14 protein-coding genes are annotated in these 19707 nt (G+C 59.3%); 9 read left to right on the top strand and 5 right to left on the bottom strand.

The window, feature by feature from the left end; genetic code table 11:
* Window positions 1-33: 33 nt before the first annotated feature.
* Window positions 34-204, top strand: a complete 171-nt coding sequence (locus tag EU556_RS26115) for a hypothetical protein (protein ID WP_167855613.1) — start codon at window positions 34-36, stop codon at window positions 202-204.
* 172 nt (window positions 205-376) lie between these two features.
* On the opposite strand, the gene EU556_RS16995 is transcribed toward EU556_RS26115, so the two are convergent.
* The 5 genes from EU556_RS16995 to EU556_RS16980 form a co-directional block, all read right to left on the bottom strand.
* A complete protein-coding gene (locus tag EU556_RS16995) occupies window positions 377-877 on the bottom strand; it encodes a metallophosphoesterase family protein (protein ID WP_135435309.1) in 501 nt (166 codons plus the stop codon).
* 418 nt (window positions 878-1295) lie between these two features.
* Window positions 1296-1391, bottom strand: coding sequence for a cbb3-type cytochrome oxidase assembly protein CcoS (ccoS, locus tag EU556_RS26770; RefSeq protein WP_317128719.1), 96 nt, complete (start codon window positions 1389-1391; stop codon window positions 1296-1298).
* A gap of 145 nt (window positions 1392-1536) precedes the next feature.
* Window positions 1537-2214, bottom strand: a complete 678-nt coding sequence (locus EU556_RS26535) for an HAD-IC family P-type ATPase (RefSeq protein WP_245327750.1) — start codon at window positions 2212-2214, stop codon at window positions 1537-1539.
* Between the two features lie 84 nt (window positions 2215-2298).
* Entirely contained in the window at window positions 2299-3963 is a 1665-nt protein-coding gene (locus EU556_RS16985; RefSeq protein WP_245327740.1) for a heavy metal translocating P-type ATPase, read from the bottom strand.
* A gap of 667 nt (window positions 3964-4630) precedes the next feature.
* The gene (locus EU556_RS16980) at window positions 4631-5719 is read right to left on the bottom strand and encodes a LacI family DNA-binding transcriptional regulator (RefSeq protein WP_135435308.1); all 1089 of its coding nucleotides are present in this window, start codon (window positions 5717-5719) and stop codon (window positions 4631-4633) included.
* A 572-nt stretch (window positions 5720-6291) separates the two neighbouring features.
* Between EU556_RS16980 and nagB the strand changes: the two genes are divergently transcribed.
* The 8 genes from nagB to EU556_RS16940 all read left to right on the top strand — a co-directional run bounded on the left by nagB (window position 6292) and on the right by EU556_RS16940 (window position 19498).
* On the top strand, window positions 6292-8208 hold the full coding sequence (gene nagB, locus EU556_RS16975; RefSeq protein ID WP_135435307.1) for a glucosamine-6-phosphate deaminase: 1917 nt from the start codon (window positions 6292-6294) through the stop codon (window positions 8206-8208).
* A gap of 96 nt (window positions 8209-8304) precedes the next feature.
* A complete protein-coding gene (locus EU556_RS16970; RefSeq protein WP_135435306.1) occupies window positions 8305-9240 on the top strand; it encodes a glycosyl hydrolase family 18 protein in 936 nt (311 codons plus the stop codon).
* 136 nt (window positions 9241-9376) lie between these two features.
* Window positions 9377-12445, top strand: a complete 3069-nt coding sequence (locus EU556_RS16965; RefSeq protein ID WP_135435305.1) for a SusC/RagA family TonB-linked outer membrane protein — start codon at window positions 9377-9379, stop codon at window positions 12443-12445.
* Between the two features lie 32 nt (window positions 12446-12477).
* Entirely contained in the window at window positions 12478-14052 is a 1575-nt protein-coding gene (locus tag EU556_RS16960; RefSeq protein ID WP_135435304.1) for a SusD/RagB family nutrient-binding outer membrane lipoprotein, read from the top strand.
* Between the two features lie 129 nt (window positions 14053-14181).
* Window positions 14182-16050 (top strand): beta-N-acetylhexosaminidase, encoded by a 1869-nt coding sequence (locus EU556_RS16955; RefSeq protein WP_135435303.1) that lies wholly within the window; start codon window positions 14182-14184, stop codon window positions 16048-16050.
* Between the two features lie 280 nt (window positions 16051-16330).
* On the top strand, window positions 16331-18376 hold the full coding sequence (locus EU556_RS16950; RefSeq protein WP_135435302.1) for a HelD family protein: 2046 nt from the start codon (window positions 16331-16333) through the stop codon (window positions 18374-18376).
* A 211-nt stretch (window positions 18377-18587) separates the two neighbouring features.
* A complete protein-coding gene (locus EU556_RS16945) occupies window positions 18588-19076 on the top strand; it encodes a hypothetical protein (protein WP_135435301.1) in 489 nt (162 codons plus the stop codon).
* Window positions 19077-19099: 23 nt separating this feature from the next.
* Window positions 19100-19498 (top strand): group III truncated hemoglobin, encoded by a 399-nt coding sequence (locus EU556_RS16940; protein WP_135435300.1) that lies wholly within the window; start codon window positions 19100-19102, stop codon window positions 19496-19498.
* Window positions 19499-19707: the final 209 nt, after the last annotated feature.

The raw sequence follows: 19707 nt of genomic DNA, 5'->3' as shown, positions 1-19707 counted from the left end.
CATTTACAGAAAGACTTTAACCGACCCGGAAAAATGAGCGTTACCCGTCTGAAGCGGAAGCACCGCAAGAACATTGCCCGCGCTAACAACAAGCAGCGCGTTATTAAGCAACTACTCCTGACCCCCGTTCTGAAGAACGTAGACATCGAGGAGCTGAAAGCCCGCTTCACCACGAGCGCTGCCACGACCGAAGCCAACGCCTAATTGCGTTTTTCGCGTCTGGCACACCTACCCCGGTGTCGGTGGGTTCCCGTCAGAATTTCCAAAGCGTCTTCCTTGCAAAGGGAAGACGCTTTTTTGTTGTCATGGTTTTTAAAAGACCGTTAAGACCGTCATGCTGAGCTTGTCGAAGCATGACACTCGCTTAGGGCTTACACTACCCAACCCTCGGCCCCAACTCAATGGCTTGCAGTTGCTGCACTTTGCCATCGGCCACCTCAAACCGCAACATAGTCCGCACTTTATGGAAGCCGTGACGGCCTGCAGCGCCGGGGTTGAGGTGCAAAAGGCCTAGGTGTGGGTCGGGCATTACTTTGAGGATGTGGGAGTGGCCACTGATGAATAAACCGGGGCGATGCTCCTGCACCAGCGCGCGGCCGGCAGGGCTATAATGGCCGGGGTAGCCGCCAATGTGGGTCATGAGCACCCACAAGCCTTCTACCTCAAAATGCTGTACTAGTGGCTGCGTAAGGCGCACATCGCGGCCGTCGATGTTGCCGTAGACGCCCCGCAGCGGAGCCACCGTGGCCAGCTCTTCCGCCACTGCCGCTGTGCCGAAGTCACCGGCATGCCAGATTTCGTCGCAGCCTTGGAGGTGGTGCAGGATGCGGTCATCAAGGTAGCTATGCGTGTCGGAGAGAAGGCCGATTTTCTTCATGAGGGCAGGAAGTGGAGACTGTAAAAAGGACTATACGCATCAAAAGCGGGCAGCGTGTGCTTTCAGACCTGATTGGGCCTAAAGGTACACGCTGCCCGCTTTGCAGGAAGTAGGGAAACTAGTATTGGCCTGGCACTCCCCTCCTCAGATGAGGAGGGGTTGGGGGTGGTTGACCATCGTTAGCACCATCCTGACGCAGGAATTTTACCCCATGTAAATGACTGGCTAGCGTATCGTTTTGACGTGAGAAGATTCTTCCTGCGTCAGGATGACGTGCCATTTAGTTAAGTTACTTTGGCAACATCAGCGCGCGAGATGTCTCGACAAGCTTGACATGACGCTCGTGTTTGTTGTTTTAGTTCATTTCAACCACCCCAACCCCTCCTTACTTAAGGAGGGGAGCTGCGTTCTAGCGGCGCTACTGGGGAGGAAGCGGACCAGTGCTTTCTTCCTCAAATAGCACCCGCACCGAAGGCGTGTATGTATCGCCGTATTGCCCGGAACGCACAGCCATAAGAAGGCGCTTAGGAAAGCCACGGCCACGGTAAGGCTAATGCCGATGAGCAGAAATATAATAGTCATGGGAGTAAGACAAGAACGAGTGAGAAAGACTGACCTAGCAGCAGTGGAAGCGCAACCTGCTACCGGCTCTAGGCCACTTACAGCTTCCAGCGGCGGGCCGCCAGCTTCACCAGCAGCGTTGCGAATAAAATCACGCTGAGCGAGCTGATGGGCATCAGAATGGCCGACACGATGGGCGTAAAGCGACCCTGCACGGCCAGCATGAGGCCAATGCCATTATAAAGAAATGACAGGCCGAACGTGGCCAGCACAATGTGCATGCAGTTGCGCGAGAATTGCAGGAAGGTGCCCAACTGCCCGAAGCTGCGCGCATCCAGGATGGCGTCGCAGGCGGGGAAGAAGTGGGTGATTTTATCGGTCAGGGCAATGCCCACATCGGCTTGGCGGAGGGCACCGGCATCGTTGAGGCCGTCGCCGAGCATGACCACGTGGCGGCCTTGGCGCTGCAGCTCCGATACGTATTCTAGTTTGCTTTGCGGCGACTGAAAGAACCGGAGCTCTGCCTTGGGTCCGAACAGCTGCCGCAGACGACCCTGCTCAGCGTCGTTGTCGCCGGAGAGTACCACCAAGTTGTAGGGTTGAGAGAGTTCTTGCAGCACTTGCGGCAGCTCGGGGCGGTAAGCGTTGAGCAGAACGTAGCACCCCATAGGATGCTCATTGAGGGCCACGTACACTCGAGATGCCCCGGGGCAAACTGCCGCCGAAACCGTGGAAGCAGGGTTGGCCCCCACAAAGGCCGCGGAGCTAAGCTTCACTCGCACATTGTTCAGCACCCCACACACGCCTTGCCCAGGCACCTCCCGGAACTCCGCTAATAGCCGGGCCGGGTGGCCTAGAGTTTAGGCTATGCGCTGACTTAGCGGGTGCGTGGAGTGGCCGGCTACGGCCGCAATTAAGGCCTGCTGCTGGGTGGTGAGCGGCGTGCCGTAATATTCTGCCTGTGACCTGGAAACCTCCGTGAGAGTGCCCGTTTTGTCGAACACAATAGTATTCGCGCGGGCCAGCGTTTCCGCCACCACCGAGTTTTTGAGGTAGAAGTTGCGCCGACCAAATACCCGTAGCGCGGCTCCCAGCGCAAAAGGCGTGGCCAGGGAAAGCGCACACGGGCAGGCAATAACCAATACCGAGGTGAAAGCCCGTAGCGCCATCTGCGGGTCGCGGGGGTACCAGTATAGCACGGCCCCGGTGGCCAGCACCAGCGTCAGAGCCACGAAGTAGCGGCCTACCTTGTTGGCATAGGTTTCCAGGGTTTGCTTTTCGGCTTTCTGGAAAACGGGGTTGTTCCAGAGCTGGGTGAGGTAGCCCTGCGAGACTTCGCGCACTACTTCCAGCTCCACGCTTTCGCCCACTTGCCGGCCGCCGGCATACACCAGCTCGCCCGCCACCTTCGCCACCGGCTCACTCTCCCCCAACACAAAGCTGTAGTCTATTTGGCCGGCGCCCTGCATCAGAACCGCATCGGCGGGCACTACTTCCTGGTGGCGCACCCGAATCCGCTGGCCTACGCGCAACTCCTTCACCGAGATGGTCCGCTCGCTTTCCGGGCTGAGCACCGTCACGGCCACCGGGAAGTAGGAAGTAAAGTCACGGTCGAAGCGTAGGGCATCGTAGGTGTGCTGCTGGGCCCACTTACCGATCAGCATGAAGAACACCAGCCCCGTAAACGAGTCGAGGTAGCCGGGGCCGTTGCGGGTAATGATGTCGTGCACGCTGGTCAGGAACAGCGCCGACAGGCCTAGACTGATGGGAAAATCGAGGTTGATGTAGCGGTGCCGCAGCCCTTGCCACGCCGACTCATAGAAGCCACGCGCGCTGTAGGCCAGTACCGGCAAGGCAAGCACTAGGCTCAGGTAGCCGAAGAACTGACCGAAGTTGGTGGCTAGCTCCTCCGTGAAAGAAAAGTAATCGGGGAAGGCTAGCAACATGACGTTGCCGAAGCAGAACGCCGCTAGGCCTAGCCGGTAGTAGATGGTCCGGTCGGGGCCGGCCTGCGCGGGGCCGAGTTCGGCCAAGGTAATCTGGGGCTCGTAGCCCAAGGCCGCCAGCAGTTTCACCACGTCTTTCAGCGTGGTTTGGCCGGGGTGGTAGCTGATGGCTATTTCCTTGCGCAGAAAGTTTACCTGCGACTCTTGCACGCCGGGGTTGAGCTGGTATAGACGCTCCAGCAGCCAGATGCAAGAAGCACAGTGCATCTGCGGAATTTGAAGTGTGAGGCGCGCGCGCGTATCGCTCCGAAAGGCTAGGAGCTGGGTCTGCACGATGTCGGAATCAAGGTAATCGAAGCGACCGGGTAGCTCCATGGCCGGAATTTTCTGGCCGGGCTGCGGCTCGCTCACGCTATAGTAGGAGCAGAGGTTGTTTTCGGCCAGCAACTCATACACCGTCCGGCAGCCGGCGCAGCAAAAGCTTTGGCCGTGAGAGATCAGCGCATCATCCGCGCACTCGTCGCCGCAGTGGGCGCAGGTGCTGCGGGTAAGTGGTTCGGGAGCAAGCAGTGTAGGCACGCGCAGGCAGGAGCAGCTGAACAGCCCAAAGGTCCGGCGCACGCCTGCCCCGCAGGATGACAAATGTCAGGCGCTAGGCCTGATTGATATCAGAAAAGAGCGAGGATATGTCCGTCGCAAAGCGGTTTTTATAAAGGCCTAGGCTGTGTCTCTCCGTACGACAGTTTTTAACAGAAAGAAGTAATTACTTGTCAAGACGTTGTAGTATTATATATGTCGATTGTTTATTTTCTATTTTAATGCACAGGTGTACGGGAGCAATTCTGTAAATCATGTTCACGATCTGTCACAATCTTTTGAAGTAGGACACTGCGTCAACCTATTTTTCATGGTGATAGTCTCTTATAAAATGTATACATCGCATGCTACTGTGGGCGCTTATGCATTTGTTGGCCGTTATTATACCTATAAATCCGCCTATGGTGCCACTCCTGATTTAGGCGCCCGCTCCTCGTTGTTTAGGCAACTGTACCGCACGGGGGCTTCGTCGCCTGGCAGGAACTCTTGTTCTTGCTTTCACTGCAGGTACTGGCTTAACAGCATGCAGCCCGAACATTGCTAGACCACCCACTAGCAGGTCAGGTGGGCACGCCAGGGTGAGTTCCAAGCAAGATAATCCCGTGCGCCTGGCCAGGCGGAATTTCTGCAGCATTTGCCGGCCCAACGGCTACTTATCGAGGTAGTACTGCAGGTTTTCCTGAGTGATGATGTCGAGCGGCAGGTAGGACAGGGGGGAAACCTGCTTCTTGAAAATCAACTGGTCCGCCAGGGTGAAAACCCCGCGGTAACCCTGCTGCTTAGGGTTTTGATTGATCAGAAAGTGAATCACGCCTTCCCGCAGGAAATGAATATTTTGCTCAAGCAGGTCGTAGCCTACTAGCCGAATTTCTTCCCGCTGATAGGCCTGGAGATAGGGTGCAACCTCGTAGGCCTTTGAAGTGCTCACGAACATTCCCCGCAGCTGGGTTCCTTCCTCATCCAGCAACTGGGTTAGCCGCCGGGCGAAGGCGGGGTCGGTAGGCGGGGGCAGCTCCAAGCAGCGGATAGTGTAAGGCTGCTCCCTGAGTTCAGAAGGGCGCGAATTATGGGCTAACTGGGCAAAGTATTCCCGAAAGCCTTTTTCCTTCTGGGTAATGTGGCGCGAGTTGGCAATGTCTTCGGCAATGTGCACGATCAGAAATGTTGCACCGGCGGGCTGAGCGAACTGCACTAGCTTGCCGGCCAACAAGCCGCTTTGGTAAGAGTCTTGTCCGACATAGCTCAGGGGGGAGGCCTCCTCGATATAGGTGTTAAACAATACGTAAGGAATGTGTTGCTGCTGCCAGCGCGTAAACAAGGCCAGTGACTCCTGGTAGAAAAGGGGTGCCACTAGGATGCCATCGGGTTCGGAAAGGGTAGCGCGGTTGGCCTGCTCCAGAAAAGAGTCAACCTGGTGTAAGTCGTAGGGGTAGCGGGTGAGCGATACGCCGTAGGGTTTCAGCTCGCGGGCGGCTTGCTCAATACCCTCCCATGGAGCCTGCCAATAGGGGTCCAGCGTATGATCCGGCTGCAGAACAGCCACGCGGTGTGTGCTGTTAGTCCCGAGCGTCCGGGCCAGCAGGTTCGGCTCGTAGGCCAGTTCCTGCATCATCTGCAGTACCCGCTGACGCACCGGCTCTGACACCCGGCCCCGGTTGTGCAGCACGCGGTCGACGGTGCCAACCGAGACGTTGGCTTTGGCGGCAATATCCTTGATACGTATGGCAGTCGTTCCCATAAGTGTTCGGAGCGCATCTGTGAAAACCAGGGAGAGGAAATGACCAAATCACCGGGCTAGCGGGCACAGGTGGCCTAGTCGGCATTTTTAATTGGATAGCGCCGGTGTAGTGGCTGCTGATTTAGCTGAAAGCGAGCCAGTGGCCTAGGCTAGCTCGTTGTGCCTAGGGCATGGGCCAGCTAATTATTGATAGCATCTAAGCTTTATTATACTTTGTATCAATATACGGAAAGGAATGGTACCTGCTAATAGTACTTCTGCGTGCGCGCACACTCAAGCAAGTAGGATTTGCGTGTGCGCACACATTTTTTCTTTTTCAAACATTGTGTTGTATATAGTATATATCTATATTTAAGACAATTAGCAAGCTAGTGCTTGAAAAGTTCTATTACGCGTGCCGGCCGTGGGCCGGAAAATATAGTAGCCGGCAGTACGCATACAGTTGATTATCGGGACCCACTAGGTGGTGGCTATGGCTGCCATTAGGTGCAGAGAGTGGGGGGATTACCAGGTTGGAGGTCGTTAGTCGGCCGCGCGCATACGGCTTCACTTGTTCATTTACCTAGCGTATTATGGAAGTACTTAGCTACCCCGAAACCACCTACGAGAAACTACCCGTCACAATTTTCGAGGAGGCGCGGCAGGGCGCGGTCCACGTCGCCCACGAGCTAGCCGACCTGATCCGACGCAAGCAGGCCCAAGGAGAAAAAGCCGTGCTGGGGCTGGCCACTGGCTCCTCGCCGATTGGCGTGTACCAGGAGCTGATCCGCCTGCACCGGGAAGAAGGCCTAAGCTTTCGCAATGTAGTTACCTTCAACCTCGACGAGTACTACCCCATGCGGCCGGATGAGCTGCAGAGCTACGTCTACTTCATGCACGAACAGCTCTTCGACCACGTGGACATCGCGCGGGAAAACATCCACATTCCCGACGGCACACTACCCATTGAGCAGGTAAAGGCCTACTGCCAGCACTACGAGCAGTTGATTGAGCAGGCGGGCGGGCTCGACCTGCAGCTGCTCGGCATCGGGCGCACCGGGCACATTGGCTTCAACGAGCCCGGGTCCGGCCTCACATCCGCCACCCGGCTAGTAAAGCTGGATGCCCTCACGATCATGGATGCGGCCAAGGACTTTATTAAGGAGGAGTTTGTGCCCCTGCGGGCGCTGACCATGGGCGTTGGCACCATCATGAAAGCCCGCCGGATCATTTTGCTGGCCTGGGGCGAGGGCAAGGCCAAGATTCTGCAGCGGATGGTGGAGGGCCCCGTGTCGGACGAAGTGCCGGCGTCCTTTCTGCAGCAACACCCCCAGGTGCAGGTGGTGGTGGATCAGTGGGCCGCGCAGGAGCTGACCCGCCTTAAGGCACCCTGGCTGGTAGGCCTCTGCGCCTGGAACGAGAGCCTGATCCGGCGGGCGGTAATCTGGCTGAGCCTGAAGCTGCACAAGCCCATTCTGAAGCTCACCGACGAGGACTACCGGGACGGCAGCCTCAGCGACCTGCTGGTGGAAGCCGGCAGCGCCTACCACCTCAACATTCGGGTGTTCAACCTGCTGCAGCACACCATTACGGGCTGGCCGGGGGGCAAGCCCAACTCCAACGACCACCAGCGGCCGGAGCGGGCGCTGCCCGCGCGGAAAAGGTCCCTGATCTTCAGCCCCCACCCCGATGACGACGTGATTTCCATGGGCGGCACCCTGCTGCGGCTGGTCGACCAGGGCCACGACGTGCACGTGGCCTACCAGACCTCCGGCAACCTAGCCGTGTTTGATGACGATGCGCGGCGTTTTGCCGACTTCGCCCTGGATTTTGCCCGTAAGCGGGGCCTCAGCCCCGGCCAGATGGAGCAGGAGCAGGAGCAGGTAGTGGAGTTTTTGGGCCGCAAGAAGCTAGGAGAGGAGGACAGCCCCCTGGTGCGCGACATCAAGGCCCTGATTCGCAAGGGTGAGGCGGAGGCGGCCTGCCGTTTCTGCGGGGTGAAGGAGACGAACGTGCACTTCCTGAATATGCCCTTCTACGAAACGGGCCAGGTAAAGAAGCACCCGTTGGGAGAGGCCGATATTCAGGCTGTTATGGACGTGCTGCAGGCAATCCAGCCCCACCAGATTTTCGCGGCCGGCGACCTGCGCGACCCGCACGGCACCCACAGAGTGTGTTTGGATGCCATATTTGAGGCGCTGGCCCGGCTGAAGGGGCAGGAGGCCTGGGTGGAGGACTGCTACCTGTGGCTGTACCGGGGCGCCTGGCAGGAGTGGGACATTGACGAAATCGAAATGGCCGTGCCTATCAGCCCCGAGGAGCTGCTGCGCAAGCGCAAGGCCATCTTCAAGCACCAGTCGCAGAAGGACAGCGCGGTATTTCCGGGCAACGACAAGCGCGAGTTCTGGCAGCGCTCCGAGGACCGCAACCACGCCACAGCCCGGCTCTACGACCAGCTAGGCCTGACCGAGTACGAAGCCCTGGAGGCTTTCGTGCGCTACCGGTTCTAGCCCCGGCTATAGAACCCGGAATGCCCCGCGCTGGCGGCCTGGGTGCCCCCGCAGGGCATCAAGTAGTATCTTTTTCGGTAAGCAAACGGCAAGCCTATGAGAATAACCTGTTCCCTATGTTGGCTAGTAGTCTTGTTATTGTGGGGGGCGACAGCGGCAGTAGCCCAGTTTCGGGTGGTTGGTTACGTGCCCTCCTGGCGCGGAGAAATTCAGTCCGCCCAACTGCGCCAGCTCACTCACGTGAACTACGCCTTCGTGCAGCCAACCCCCACCGGAGGCTTAGATCCCTTGCGCAACCCACAGAAGCTGCAGCAGCTGGTTGCGGCCGCCCATGCCCAGGGCGTGCGCGTGCTAATCTCGGTGGGAGGGTGGCACGATGGCGACCACAGCGCCTTCGATGCTATTGGGAGCAGCGAGGCCTACACTGAAGCCTTGGCCACCGCGCTCGTTGAGTTAGTAGCCACCTACCAACTGGATGGGGTGGACATGGATTGGGAGCACCCGGATGCCCAGACTGCGGCTGGCTATGCCCGGCTAATGCAACGGCTGGCTGCGCGGCTTCACCCCCAGGGTAAGCTGCTGACGGCCGCCGTAGCCGGTGGCACATGGGCGGGGGCGGGTATTCAGCCCAGCGTATTTGAAGCGGTGGATTTTCTCAACATTATGGCCTACGACGACCCCGCACCGGCCCACGCCACCTACGCGGCCGCCGAGCAAACCCTGGCATACTGGAAAAACCTAGGCCTGCCGGCCAGCAAGGCCGTGCTGGGAGTGCCCTTTTACGGCCAGCCCGGTGGGGTGGCCTACAGCGCCCTACTCGCTCGCGGGGCCAGCCCCAAGGCCGACCTGCACAATGGCGTAGGCTATAACGGTCGGCTCACCATTGCGCGCAAAGTAGCCCTGGCCACCAGCCAAGCCAGTGGAATCATGATCTGGGAAATAACCCAGGACGCAGTGGGCCCTAACTCGCTGCTTAAAGCTATTAGCAAAGAAAAAAACACGCCTGCCCGCGCCCCGACCCCGCCGCGCTAGCCCCGATAGCTAGGTGGGCTGCCCTGCCTGGCCTAGCCATCCTAGGGAAATGCCTATAAAGGCTTTCTCCGGATAGCCACTGACTCAGTGGTTGTTGCCTTCCTGCTTTTCTCACCAAACATCTCACTCGACGTTTATGAAAAGATTTACCAGGCTTACTTTTTTGGCGATCCTCGGCGCGGCCAGCTGGGCCCACGCCCAAACCTCGCCCGTTACCGGGCGGGTGACCGATGGCAAAGGGCAGGGCCTGCCCGGCGTGACGGTGCTCGTGCGCGGGGCCCAGCAGGGCACCAGCACCGACGCGGAGGGCCGGTTTTCGCTAGAGGCGCCGGAGTCGGCCACGCTGGTCTTTTCCTCCGTGGGCTTCGACTCGCAGACTATTAACGTGGCCGGCCAGCGCGTCATCAACGTGACCTTGAGCGAGGGCTCTCAAGCGCTGAACGAAGTGGTTGTTACGGCCTTAGGCGTGGCGCGTGAGCGCAAAGCCCTGGGCTACTCCGTGACGGAAATCCAGGGGGAGTCGCTCACCCAGGCGCGGGAAACGAACGTGGCCAACTCCCTGGTGGGCAAAGTAGCCGGCCTGAACGTTAACTCTACTTCGGGCGGGCCAGGCTCCTCCAGCAACGTGATTATCCGGGGCGCCTCCAGCCTGAACCAGACAAACCAGCCGCTGTACGTCATCAACGGGGTGCCGGTAGAAAGCCAGCCCAGCGGCGGTGCGGGCGCCACCATCGGCAACAGCGGTGGCCAGTACGACAACGCGCCCGACTTCGGGGACCCCATTTCCAACCTCAACCCCGACGACATCGAGAGCATTTCTGTGCTGAAGGGGGCGGCCGCCTCTGCCCTGTACGGTTACCGGGCCAAGGCCGGCGTTATCCTGATTACCACCAAGAGCGCCAAGGGCAACGACGGGCTGGAATTCAATAGCAACTACGTGGCGCAGCAGGTGTTCAACCTCACCGACTGGCAGTACGAATACGGGCAGGGCGCCAACAACCTGAAGCCCACCACGGCCGTCATTGCCGCGCAGGCAGGTAACTCCAGCTGGGGCGCCCGCCTCGACGGTTCCCAGGTGGTGCAGTTTGATGGTACCACCCGGCCCTACGTGGCCCAGAAAAACAACCTGGCCAACTTCTACCGCACGGGCAGCAGCTTCACCAACACGGTGGCCTTTAACAAAAGCTTCACGGGCGGCTCCGTGCGCCTGTCGGCCAGCAACCTCGACAATAAATCGGTGGTGCCCAACTCCCGCCTCGACCGGCAGACGTTCAACTTTGTGGGCACGTTTGACCCGTTCAAGCGCCTGACCCTGGACGCCCGGGCTAACTACATTCTGGAACAGGCCAAAAACCGGCCCATCCTGGCGGATGGGGCTGGCAACGCCAACTTCAACGTGGCCTTCCTGCCCACCAGCCTGGACGTGCGCACCTTGAAGGGGCCGAACGGCAACGGCACCGGGGCCGACAATAATGAGCTGACCTTCAACACGGGTAACCCCTTTAATACAAACCCTTACTTTGCGGCCTCCCAGTTCGTGAACGACACCCGGCGGGAGCGGCTGATTTCGTCCGTGTCGGCGCGCTACACCCTCGACAACGGGCTGTTTCTGCAGGGCCGGGCGGGGCGCGACGCCTACACAGACCGCATCACGAACGTGACGCCCTCGGGCACGGCCTACCGGCCCACCGGCAGCATCACGGAAATAACGTCTCAGTTCACCGACCTGAATGCCGATGTGCTGGCGGGCAAGGCCTTTACAGTGGGGGAGGATTTCAGCTTCACGCCTAACCTGGGCGCCAGCTACCGCCGCACCAAGCTGGAGGGCTTCCGCAACTCCGGCGACGACTTTGCCGTGTTCGGCATCAACGCCCTGGGCAACACCCGCACCCGCACCGTGGCGCCCCTGTACAGCGACTTGGAGGTGCATTCTGTGTACGGGTCTCTTGACCTATCCTTCCGGGAGCTGCTGTTCCTGACCGCCACGTTGCGGCGTGACTGGTTTTCCACCCTGGCCACCCCGGGCCTCGACAACGATCTGAGCACCACCTACCCGGGCGTGAGCGGCTCCTTCGTATTTACGGAGCTCTGGAAGCCCAGCTTTCTGTCCTTCGGCAAGGTGCGGGCGGGCTACTCGCGGGTAGGCCAGGCCACCGACCCCTACCGTACCCAGCTGAACTATTCTCTATCCTCGACTCCGCTGGCGGGCTTTCCCTACGGCGGCCCCTCGGACCCCAATATCCCCAACAGCCGCCTAGTGGCTTCTCAGGCCACGGAAGTAGAGGTCGGCACCGAGCTGGCCATGGTAGACAACCGGGTTCGGCTGGACTTAACCTTCTACAAGAAAAGATCTTCGAAGGAAATTGTGAACACGCCGACTTCTATAACCTCGGGGTACTCAGGCGCCGTGCTCAACCAAGGCGAGCTGGAAAACAAGGGCGTGGAAATGCTGCTGACCGTAACGCCGGTGCGCACCGACAACTTCACATGGTCTTCCTCCTTTAACGCGGCCTACAACAAGAGCACAGTGCTGTCTTTGGCGGCCGGGCAGGAGCAGTCGGTGTACGCTACTTCCCGCTCGGGCGTGGGTTTCGTAGGCCAGTTGGTGGGCAAGCCGTTTGGGCAGATACTGGCCTACGACTACCAGCGCGACGGGGAGGGCAACGTGGTGCTGACGACCAACGGCGTGCCGGCCCGCGGCAACCTCACCTCGTTCGGCACCGCCTTCCACCCCTGGACCGGGGGCTGGAGCAACGACTTTACCTACAAGGGCCTGAGTCTGGGCGTACTCATCGACGGGAAGTTCGGGGCCAAAATCTTCTCGGCCACCGATTACTATGGCACCATCTTCGGCCTGCACAAGCAGACCCTGGTAAACCGGGAGGGCACCTTTGGCCCCAGCAACCTAGATGCGGCCACTTACTACGGCACCCTGGCCAACAACGTCTCGAGCCAGTTTGTGCAGGACGCTGGCTTTATTAAGCTGCGGCAGGTGACGTTGGGCTACAACTTTGGCAGCACGCTGCTAGGAGGGAAGCTGCAACGGCTCAACCTGAGTGTAGTGGCCCGTAACCTGTTCTTTATCCGGCGCCTGGCCGATAACATCGACCCCGAGGGCAGCTACAACGCCTTCTCGCAGGGCCTGGAGCTGGGCGGCGTGCCGCCCTTCCGCACCTACGGTCTCAACCTGAGCGCGAAGTTCTAGGCCTGTCCCCATCCACTCAACTATACAGCTTTATGAAACCGATACTACCGAAAGCTACCGCACTGGTGGGGGCCCTGCTGCTGGCCGGCGGCTGCACCGATAACTTCGACGAAATCAACACCAACCCGACCACGTACAGCCAGGCCACGTTCAACCCCAACTACGTGCTGACCCAAACGCAGCTCACGTACACGGGCAGCACGGACTTTGCCTTTGAAACCTGGCGCGGGAACCTGATTTACTGCGCTACCATGATGCAGGGTATGGCCACCGTCATCAGCTACTGGGGCGGCGACAAGTACCTGCTGAATGAGGGCTACACGGCTGCCTACTGGGAAAGAAGCTACAGCGAGCAGGTAAAGCCCGTGACCGACCTGGTGGAATCTACCAGGGGCAAGGACTCCTACAAGAACCTGCACCAGATTGCCCGCCTCATGCGCGTGCTGGTAATGCAGCGCCTGACCGACCTCTACGGCGACGTGCCTTACTCCCAGGCTGGTCAGGGCTACTATCAGAACATCATCACGCCCCAGTACGACAAGCAGGAGGCCATTTACGCGGACCTACTGAAGGAAGCGAGTGAGGCCACTGCCGCCCTGGACCCGGCCGCCGACGCACCGGCGGGCGACGTGTTCTACAAGGGTAATATTGCACAGTGGCAGCGCCTGGGCAACTCTATCCTGCTGCGCCTGGCCATGCGCCTGACTAAGGTGAACGAGGCCACCGCCCGCACCTACGCCACCCAGGTGCAGGGCAAAACCCTGCAGAGCAACGCCGATAATGCTTTGGTGCCCCACGACGTGGCCGGGGGCCGCGCCACCCAGAACCGCAATAGCCAGGTGCTGCTCGGCGACGGGGGCCAGGAGCACTACTACGTGAAGTGGTCCAAGACCTTTATCGACAACCTCAAAGCCAGCAATGACCCGCGCCTGTCGAAAATAGCCGTGACCCAGCTCTACCTCACACCCACGAGCAAAACCCAGAACGCGGCGCCCATCTCAACGGCCGCCGCACAGAAGGGCCTGCCCAATGGCCGCGACCTAAGCGGGCGGGCAGCCTACGACGTTTCCACGGCCCCAGGCTATACGTCCTTCCCGGACTATTCTTCTCCCAGCCCCGGCATGATTAAGCGCAACGGCCCCACCTTCGTGATGACCTACGCCGAGACCGAATTGCTGCTGGCCGAGGCCGCCCAGCGCTGGGGTCTAGGCAACGCCGCCCAGCACTACACCAACGGGGTAACGGCGGCCATGACCTACCTCAGCCAATACGACCCGGCCCTGACCGTAACGCCCGCCGAAGCCACCGCCTACCTCACGGCCAACCCTTATACTGCCGGCCGAGGGCTGGAGCAGATCAGCACCCAGTACTGGGTGCTGACCAACACAATGCTCGACTTCTATGAGTCCTGGTCGAATTGGCGCCGCACGGGCTTCCCGGCGCTGACGCCGGTGGTGTACCCCAACAACGCTACCAACGGCCAGATTCCCCGCCGCTTCCCGTACCCGACCTCGGAAATTACCACCAACCCCGATAACTATCGGGCTGCCAGCGGCGCCGTGCCCGGCGGCGACAACCTAACGGGCCGTGTGTGGTGGGATAAGTAAGCAGTCATTGAAGGGGCTACTCACTAATATTAGCCGCCACTAGGAATAAGAACGACCCGCGCCGCGGGTCGTTCTTTAGTTGTTTACTTACTTGAGCCAGTTCCCACTCTCTTAAGAGCCCTATCCTGCATGCCCATTCGAATATCACTTCCTTCCTGTCTGGCACTCGTTTCCGCAGCTTTCCTTCTCATAGGCCACCCCACCTCGGCGCAGCAGGCCGAAGCACCTGCCCAGCGGCTAGGCCTCATTCCGTTGCCCCGGGAGGTAAAAACCTCGGCTGGCACGTACTCTTTACCCCAAAAAATTAGCATTTACGCCGTTAGCCCCGAGGAACGCAACGTGGCAACCCTGCTGCAGGGCCTACTGGCCCCGCTGGGCAAAACCGTTACGCTGACCAGCAGCCGTACGGCCGCCCAAATTCAGCTGCTCACGGCCGCGACGCCCAACCCGGAAGGCTATCAGTTGGTGGTAGATAAGGGCGGCGTGCGGATTACGGCCGCGGGTGGGGCGGGGCTGTTCTACGGCGCGCAAACCCTGCTGCAGCTGCTGCCCGCCCGGCCGGTGGCAACCAGCCTGTCCTACGTGCGCATAACCGACGAACCGGCCTTCCGCTGGCGAGGGGCTATGCTGGACGTGTGCCGCCACTTTTTTCCGGTGGAATTCATCAAGCGCTACATCGATTTTCTTGCCGCCTACAAACTAAACACCTTCCACTGGCACCTGACCGACGACCAGGGTTGGCGCATTGAAATTAAGAAGTACCCCAAGCTAACCCAGGTCAGCGCCTTTCGCAAGGAAACCCTGATTGGTGCCCAGCAGACCTTCAAAAAGCCCGAGGATTTCAAGTACGACGCGACTCCGTACGGGGGCTTCTACACCCAGGAGCAAATCAAGGAGGTAGTGGCCTACGCTAAGCAGCGCTACATTACAGTGGTACCGGAAATCGAAATGCCAGGCCACTCAGTGGCTATTCTGGCCGCTTACCCCGAGCTGGCCTGCAAGCCCGGCCCCTACGAAACCTGGACCATGTGGGGCGTGAACGAGGACATTGTGTGCCCTACGGAGCCGACCTTTCGCTTTTTTGAGGACGTGCTGACCGAGGTCAGCGCCTTGTTTCCCGGACCCTACATCCACATCGGCGGTGATGAAGCCCCCAAGACCCGGTGGAAGGAAAGCGCGGCGGTGCAGGACATTATGCGGCGCGAGGGCATTACGGACGTGGAAAAGGTGCAGGGCTGGTTTAATCGCCGCATTGAGAAATTTCTGGCCAACAAGGGGAAAAAGCTGATCGGCTGGGACGAAATTCTGGAAGGAGGTATCCCAACCAGTGCGGCCGTGATGAGCTGGCGCGGTGAAAAGGGGGGTATTGAAGCGGCCAGGGCCGGCCATGATGTGGTGATGACCCCGACCACAAACATGTACATCGACTATGGCCAGAACCCCCAACCCCACAGCCCCTTTGAGCCCCTCATGATTGGAGGCTACCTACCCCTAGACCGAATCTACAATTACAACCCCCTGCCCAAAGAGCTGACCCCTGACGAGCAGAAGCACATTCTTGGGCCCCAGGCCAACATGTGGACCGAATACATCACCACCCCGCAGAAGGTGGAGTACATGCTCTTCCCGCGGCTGCTGGCGGTGTCGGAGGTGGCCTGGACCCCTGCCGCCCGCAAAAGCTACGCGGCCTTTCTGCCCCGCATGGGCCAGCACTTTGCCCGCCTAGATGCCCACAAGGTTAATTACCGAGTGCCCGAGCCGCTAGGCTTAGACAGTGCCAGCCTGGTATCGCAGGGCGGCAAGGCCCTATTTACCCTACGCTCCCTCGTACCGGGCGCCCAGATTAGGTATACCCTGGACGGCAAGCTGCCTGATGAAACCACGGAGCTGTATACCAAGCCTTTTGCCGTGCCTCAGGGGCGCCAACTCATGGTGCGGGCCGTAACCATCGCCCCCAACGGCCGGAAAAGTCCGCCGGCAGAGCTGCTCGTCAAGTAACGTCACCCGATACGAGGGCGTCTTCCAAGCTAGAGTTAAGCGGCCACGCTTATCAGCTGGCCTACCTAATAAGTGTCGTATGGGAAATACATGTCATCAAAATAGAGCGTAATACCCATCATGAAATTAGGGCTAAAACTGTCGTTCAAACTTCAAGTATGAAATCACAGAAAAGCGCACTAGATATTTCCAATTATACTCTCGCCTCGGAATAAGGACTATTTCCTCAACCCAGATTTTGCTGGCACCTTTGCGGTTTATTTCCCCTGAGAGAGCCGCCGTGATAAACGCTACCGAACAAGCCGAACGTGAGTACCTGGAAGAGGTGAAGGAGAAACTGGTGCTGGCCGTCCGGCGCGTAGACGATGCCGTGCGGCAGTTTTCCAACGAACTCCGGGAAAAGAAAAGCTACATCCACGAGCATCAGTCGGGGATGGATGACGCTGATATGGTGGCCGCCGAGCAGTCCATCAACCGTATGGCCTACACCGGCGAGGGCGCCGTGGCCCGCAAGCGGAGAATCCTTAAGCTGGTGCAGTCGCCTTACTTTGGCCGCGTAGATTTTGGTGCCAAGGGCCAGGAAGCTGCGCCGGTCTACATCGGGGTGCATTCGTTTATGGATGAGCAGCGCCGTAACCTGATCTATGACTGGCGCGCGCCTATTTCCTCCTTGTTCTACGACTTCGAGCTGGGCGATGCCTCTTACACCACGCCCTTGGGGGAGGTGGAGGGGCGCATTGAGCTGAAGCGGCAATACAAGATCCGCGACGGGCGCCTGGAGTTCCTGCTCGACAGCGACGTGAACATTCACGACGATGTATTGCAGCGGGAGTTGGCCAAGTCTTCTGACGACAAGATGAAGACCATCGTGGCCACGATTCAGCGCGACCAGAACGCCGTGATTCGCAACGAAGACGCCTCAGTGATGGTGATTCAGGGCGTAGCCGGCTCGGGCAAGACTTCCATTGCTCTGCACCGCATTGCCTTCTTGCTCTACCGCTTCCGCGACACCATTGCGGCTAAGGACATCCTCATCATCTCGCCCAACAAGGTCTTCGCCGACTACATTTCCAACGTGCTACCCGAGCTAGGGGAGGAGCACATTCCGGAGCTGGGCATGGAGGAGCTGGCTGCCGACCTGCTCGACAGCCGCTTCACCTTCCAGACTTTCTTCGAGCAGGTAGCGACGCTGCTGGAGCGCCCCGACCCCGCCTTTGTGGAGCGGATTCAGTTTAAGTCGTCGTTTGACTTTCTGAGCAAACTCAACCAGTACCTACTCTACGTTGAGAATAACTACTTCAGCGTGGCTGACCTGCGCGTGGGCCGCACGGTAGTGCCCGGGGCCTTTATCCAGCAGAAGTTCAAGGCCTACCACCGCGTGCCCCTGCTCAAGCGCTTCGGGCAGGTAGCCAACGACGTGCGGACCTACGTGCGTGACAAGGTGGAGCGCAAGCTTACCGGCGGCGAGAAAGCGGCCATTGGGGAGAACATTCCGCGCATGTTCCGCTTCAGCAACGTGCTTGACTTCTACCGCGACTTTTACCGCTGGATAGGTCGGCCCGAGCTGTTCAAATTCGACCCGAACCGCCCCCTGGAGTACGCCGACGTGTTTGCCCTGATTTACCTGCGCGTGCGCATGGAGGGCATTACGGCCTACGAGCACGTTCGGCACCTGCTGGTAGATGAGATGCAGGACTACACCCCGGTGCAGTACGCCGTGTTGTCGCGCCTGTTCCACTGCCGCAAAACCATCCTCGGTGATGTGAGCCAGACGGTGAACCCCTACAGCGCCTCTTCCGCCGAAACCATTGAGCGGGTGTTCCCGCAGGCCGACGTGGTGAAGCTCTACCGCAGCTACCGCTCGACGTTGGAAATTACCGCCTTCGCCCAGCGCATCACGCCCAACCCGAACATCATGCCGCTGGAGCGCCACGGGCCGGAACCTACTGTCACGCACTACGCCAGCAATGAAGAGGAGTTGGCCGCCATCCGGCAACTGATAGCGGACTTCCGCACGTCCGGTAACCACTCGATGGGCATCATCTGCAAAACCCAGCGCCAGGCTACCTACGCCCACCAAGCCCTGCAAGCCCCCGATGTGCACCTGCTCACGGCGGAGTCTACCCTCTTTAAGGAAGGTATTATTATCACCACGGCCCACTTAGCGAAAGGCCTGGAGTTTGATGTTGTGGTGGTGCCCTTCGCCTCGGCGCGTACCTATAAAACGGAAGTCGACAAAAGCATGCTCTACGTGGCCTGCACCCGGGCCATGCACCAGCTCACCCTGACCTACACTGGAGAAGTTACGGCGTTCTTGGTGGCCTAGAGGCTGATTTTGGCGGGCAGCTTCACGCGCCGGTGCAGCCAAGGCAGGCAGGATGACGAATGTCAGGTGCGGGGGTGAGAATAGTCAGCGAAAGACCTGCCTCCGAACCTGCATCTTTGAGCCGTTGTTGAAAGGTGGCCTAGGCCTATTGCCTCACTCTCTTACCCCGCTGCGGGAGTGGGAGTGAGGCAACACCCTCAAATTTTTGCTCATGCGTACATCCGGTTCTGTTTGGTGGTTGGTACTGGTGCTGGCCCTGTTTCTGTGGGCGGGCATGGTGGCAGCCATTTCTTTTATGGAAGCCCCCTTGAAGTTCACGGCCCCGCACATTACCATTCCGCTGGGCGCTGGCATCGGGCGGGTCGTGTTTCACGCCCTGAACCGGGTAGAGCTGGTGCTGCTGCTGGGTAGTCTGCTCGCGGCGCGCATTCTGCGGGCGCCGGTGGCGGTGTGGGTGGGGCTAGGGCTGCTGGGCTTTGTGCTACTGCTCCAGACGCTGTGGCTGCTGCCGGCCCTCGATGTACGGACCACCATGCTGCTGGCCGGCCATGAAGCTCCGCCCTCCAAGCTGCACGTGCTTTACATTGTAGCTGATGCCGTGAAGCTGCTGGCCCTGCTCGTGACGGGCAGCCAGGCGTTTCAAGCGGCTACCGCCCCGGCGGTGCCGGCTGCCCATTCCAAATCTTCTACAGTGGCCTAGCGCCGCCGATTTACTTTTAGCCCATGTCTGAGCCAACTGCCCTTTCTGATATCCAGACCGAAGCCGACATTAAGCTTCTGGTGGATACTTTTTATGACAAAGTAAATGCAGATGAGCTGCTGAGTCCCCTCTTCAACACGGTGGCGCAGGTGCACTGGGAGGCTCATCTGCCCAACATGTACGATTTCTGGAGCAGTGTGCTGCTGGGCACTACGCGCTACCGGGGGCGCCCGTTCCCGAAACACCTAGGCTTGCCGGTGGCGCTGCTCCACTTTGAGCGCTGGCTAGCCCTGTTTACCAGCACCGTGCGCGAAAACTTTGCTGGCCCCAAAGCCGACGAAGCCTGCTACAAGGCTGGCAATATCGCCCGCATGTTTGAGTTCCGGATTCGGCAGGCGCGCAACCCGTTGTCGGTGTTGTAGCTGCCATCATTTCTGTATCTTACCCTCATCCTGAGCGTAACCCCAGATCTTTTTTCGTTTAGGCCAGTGGTGTAAAAACTTCTCGGTTAGGCGGTAACAGATCTTGTGTTTTGCTCAGGATGACGTTGTTATAGGCCGGGCACAACCGCCCGGTTAAGTCTGTAGTAAACTATATGTGCTTCACTGGCTGCATAAGCAGGCGGGTGGCA

It is taken from the genome of Hymenobacter fodinae (genome assembly GCF_004745825.1).
Lineage (GTDB): Bacteria > Bacteroidota > Bacteroidia > Cytophagales > Hymenobacteraceae > Hymenobacter > Hymenobacter fodinae.
The sequence above is the reverse complement of the archived record's forward strand: the minus strand, read 5'-3'. Positions and strand labels throughout refer to the sequence as shown.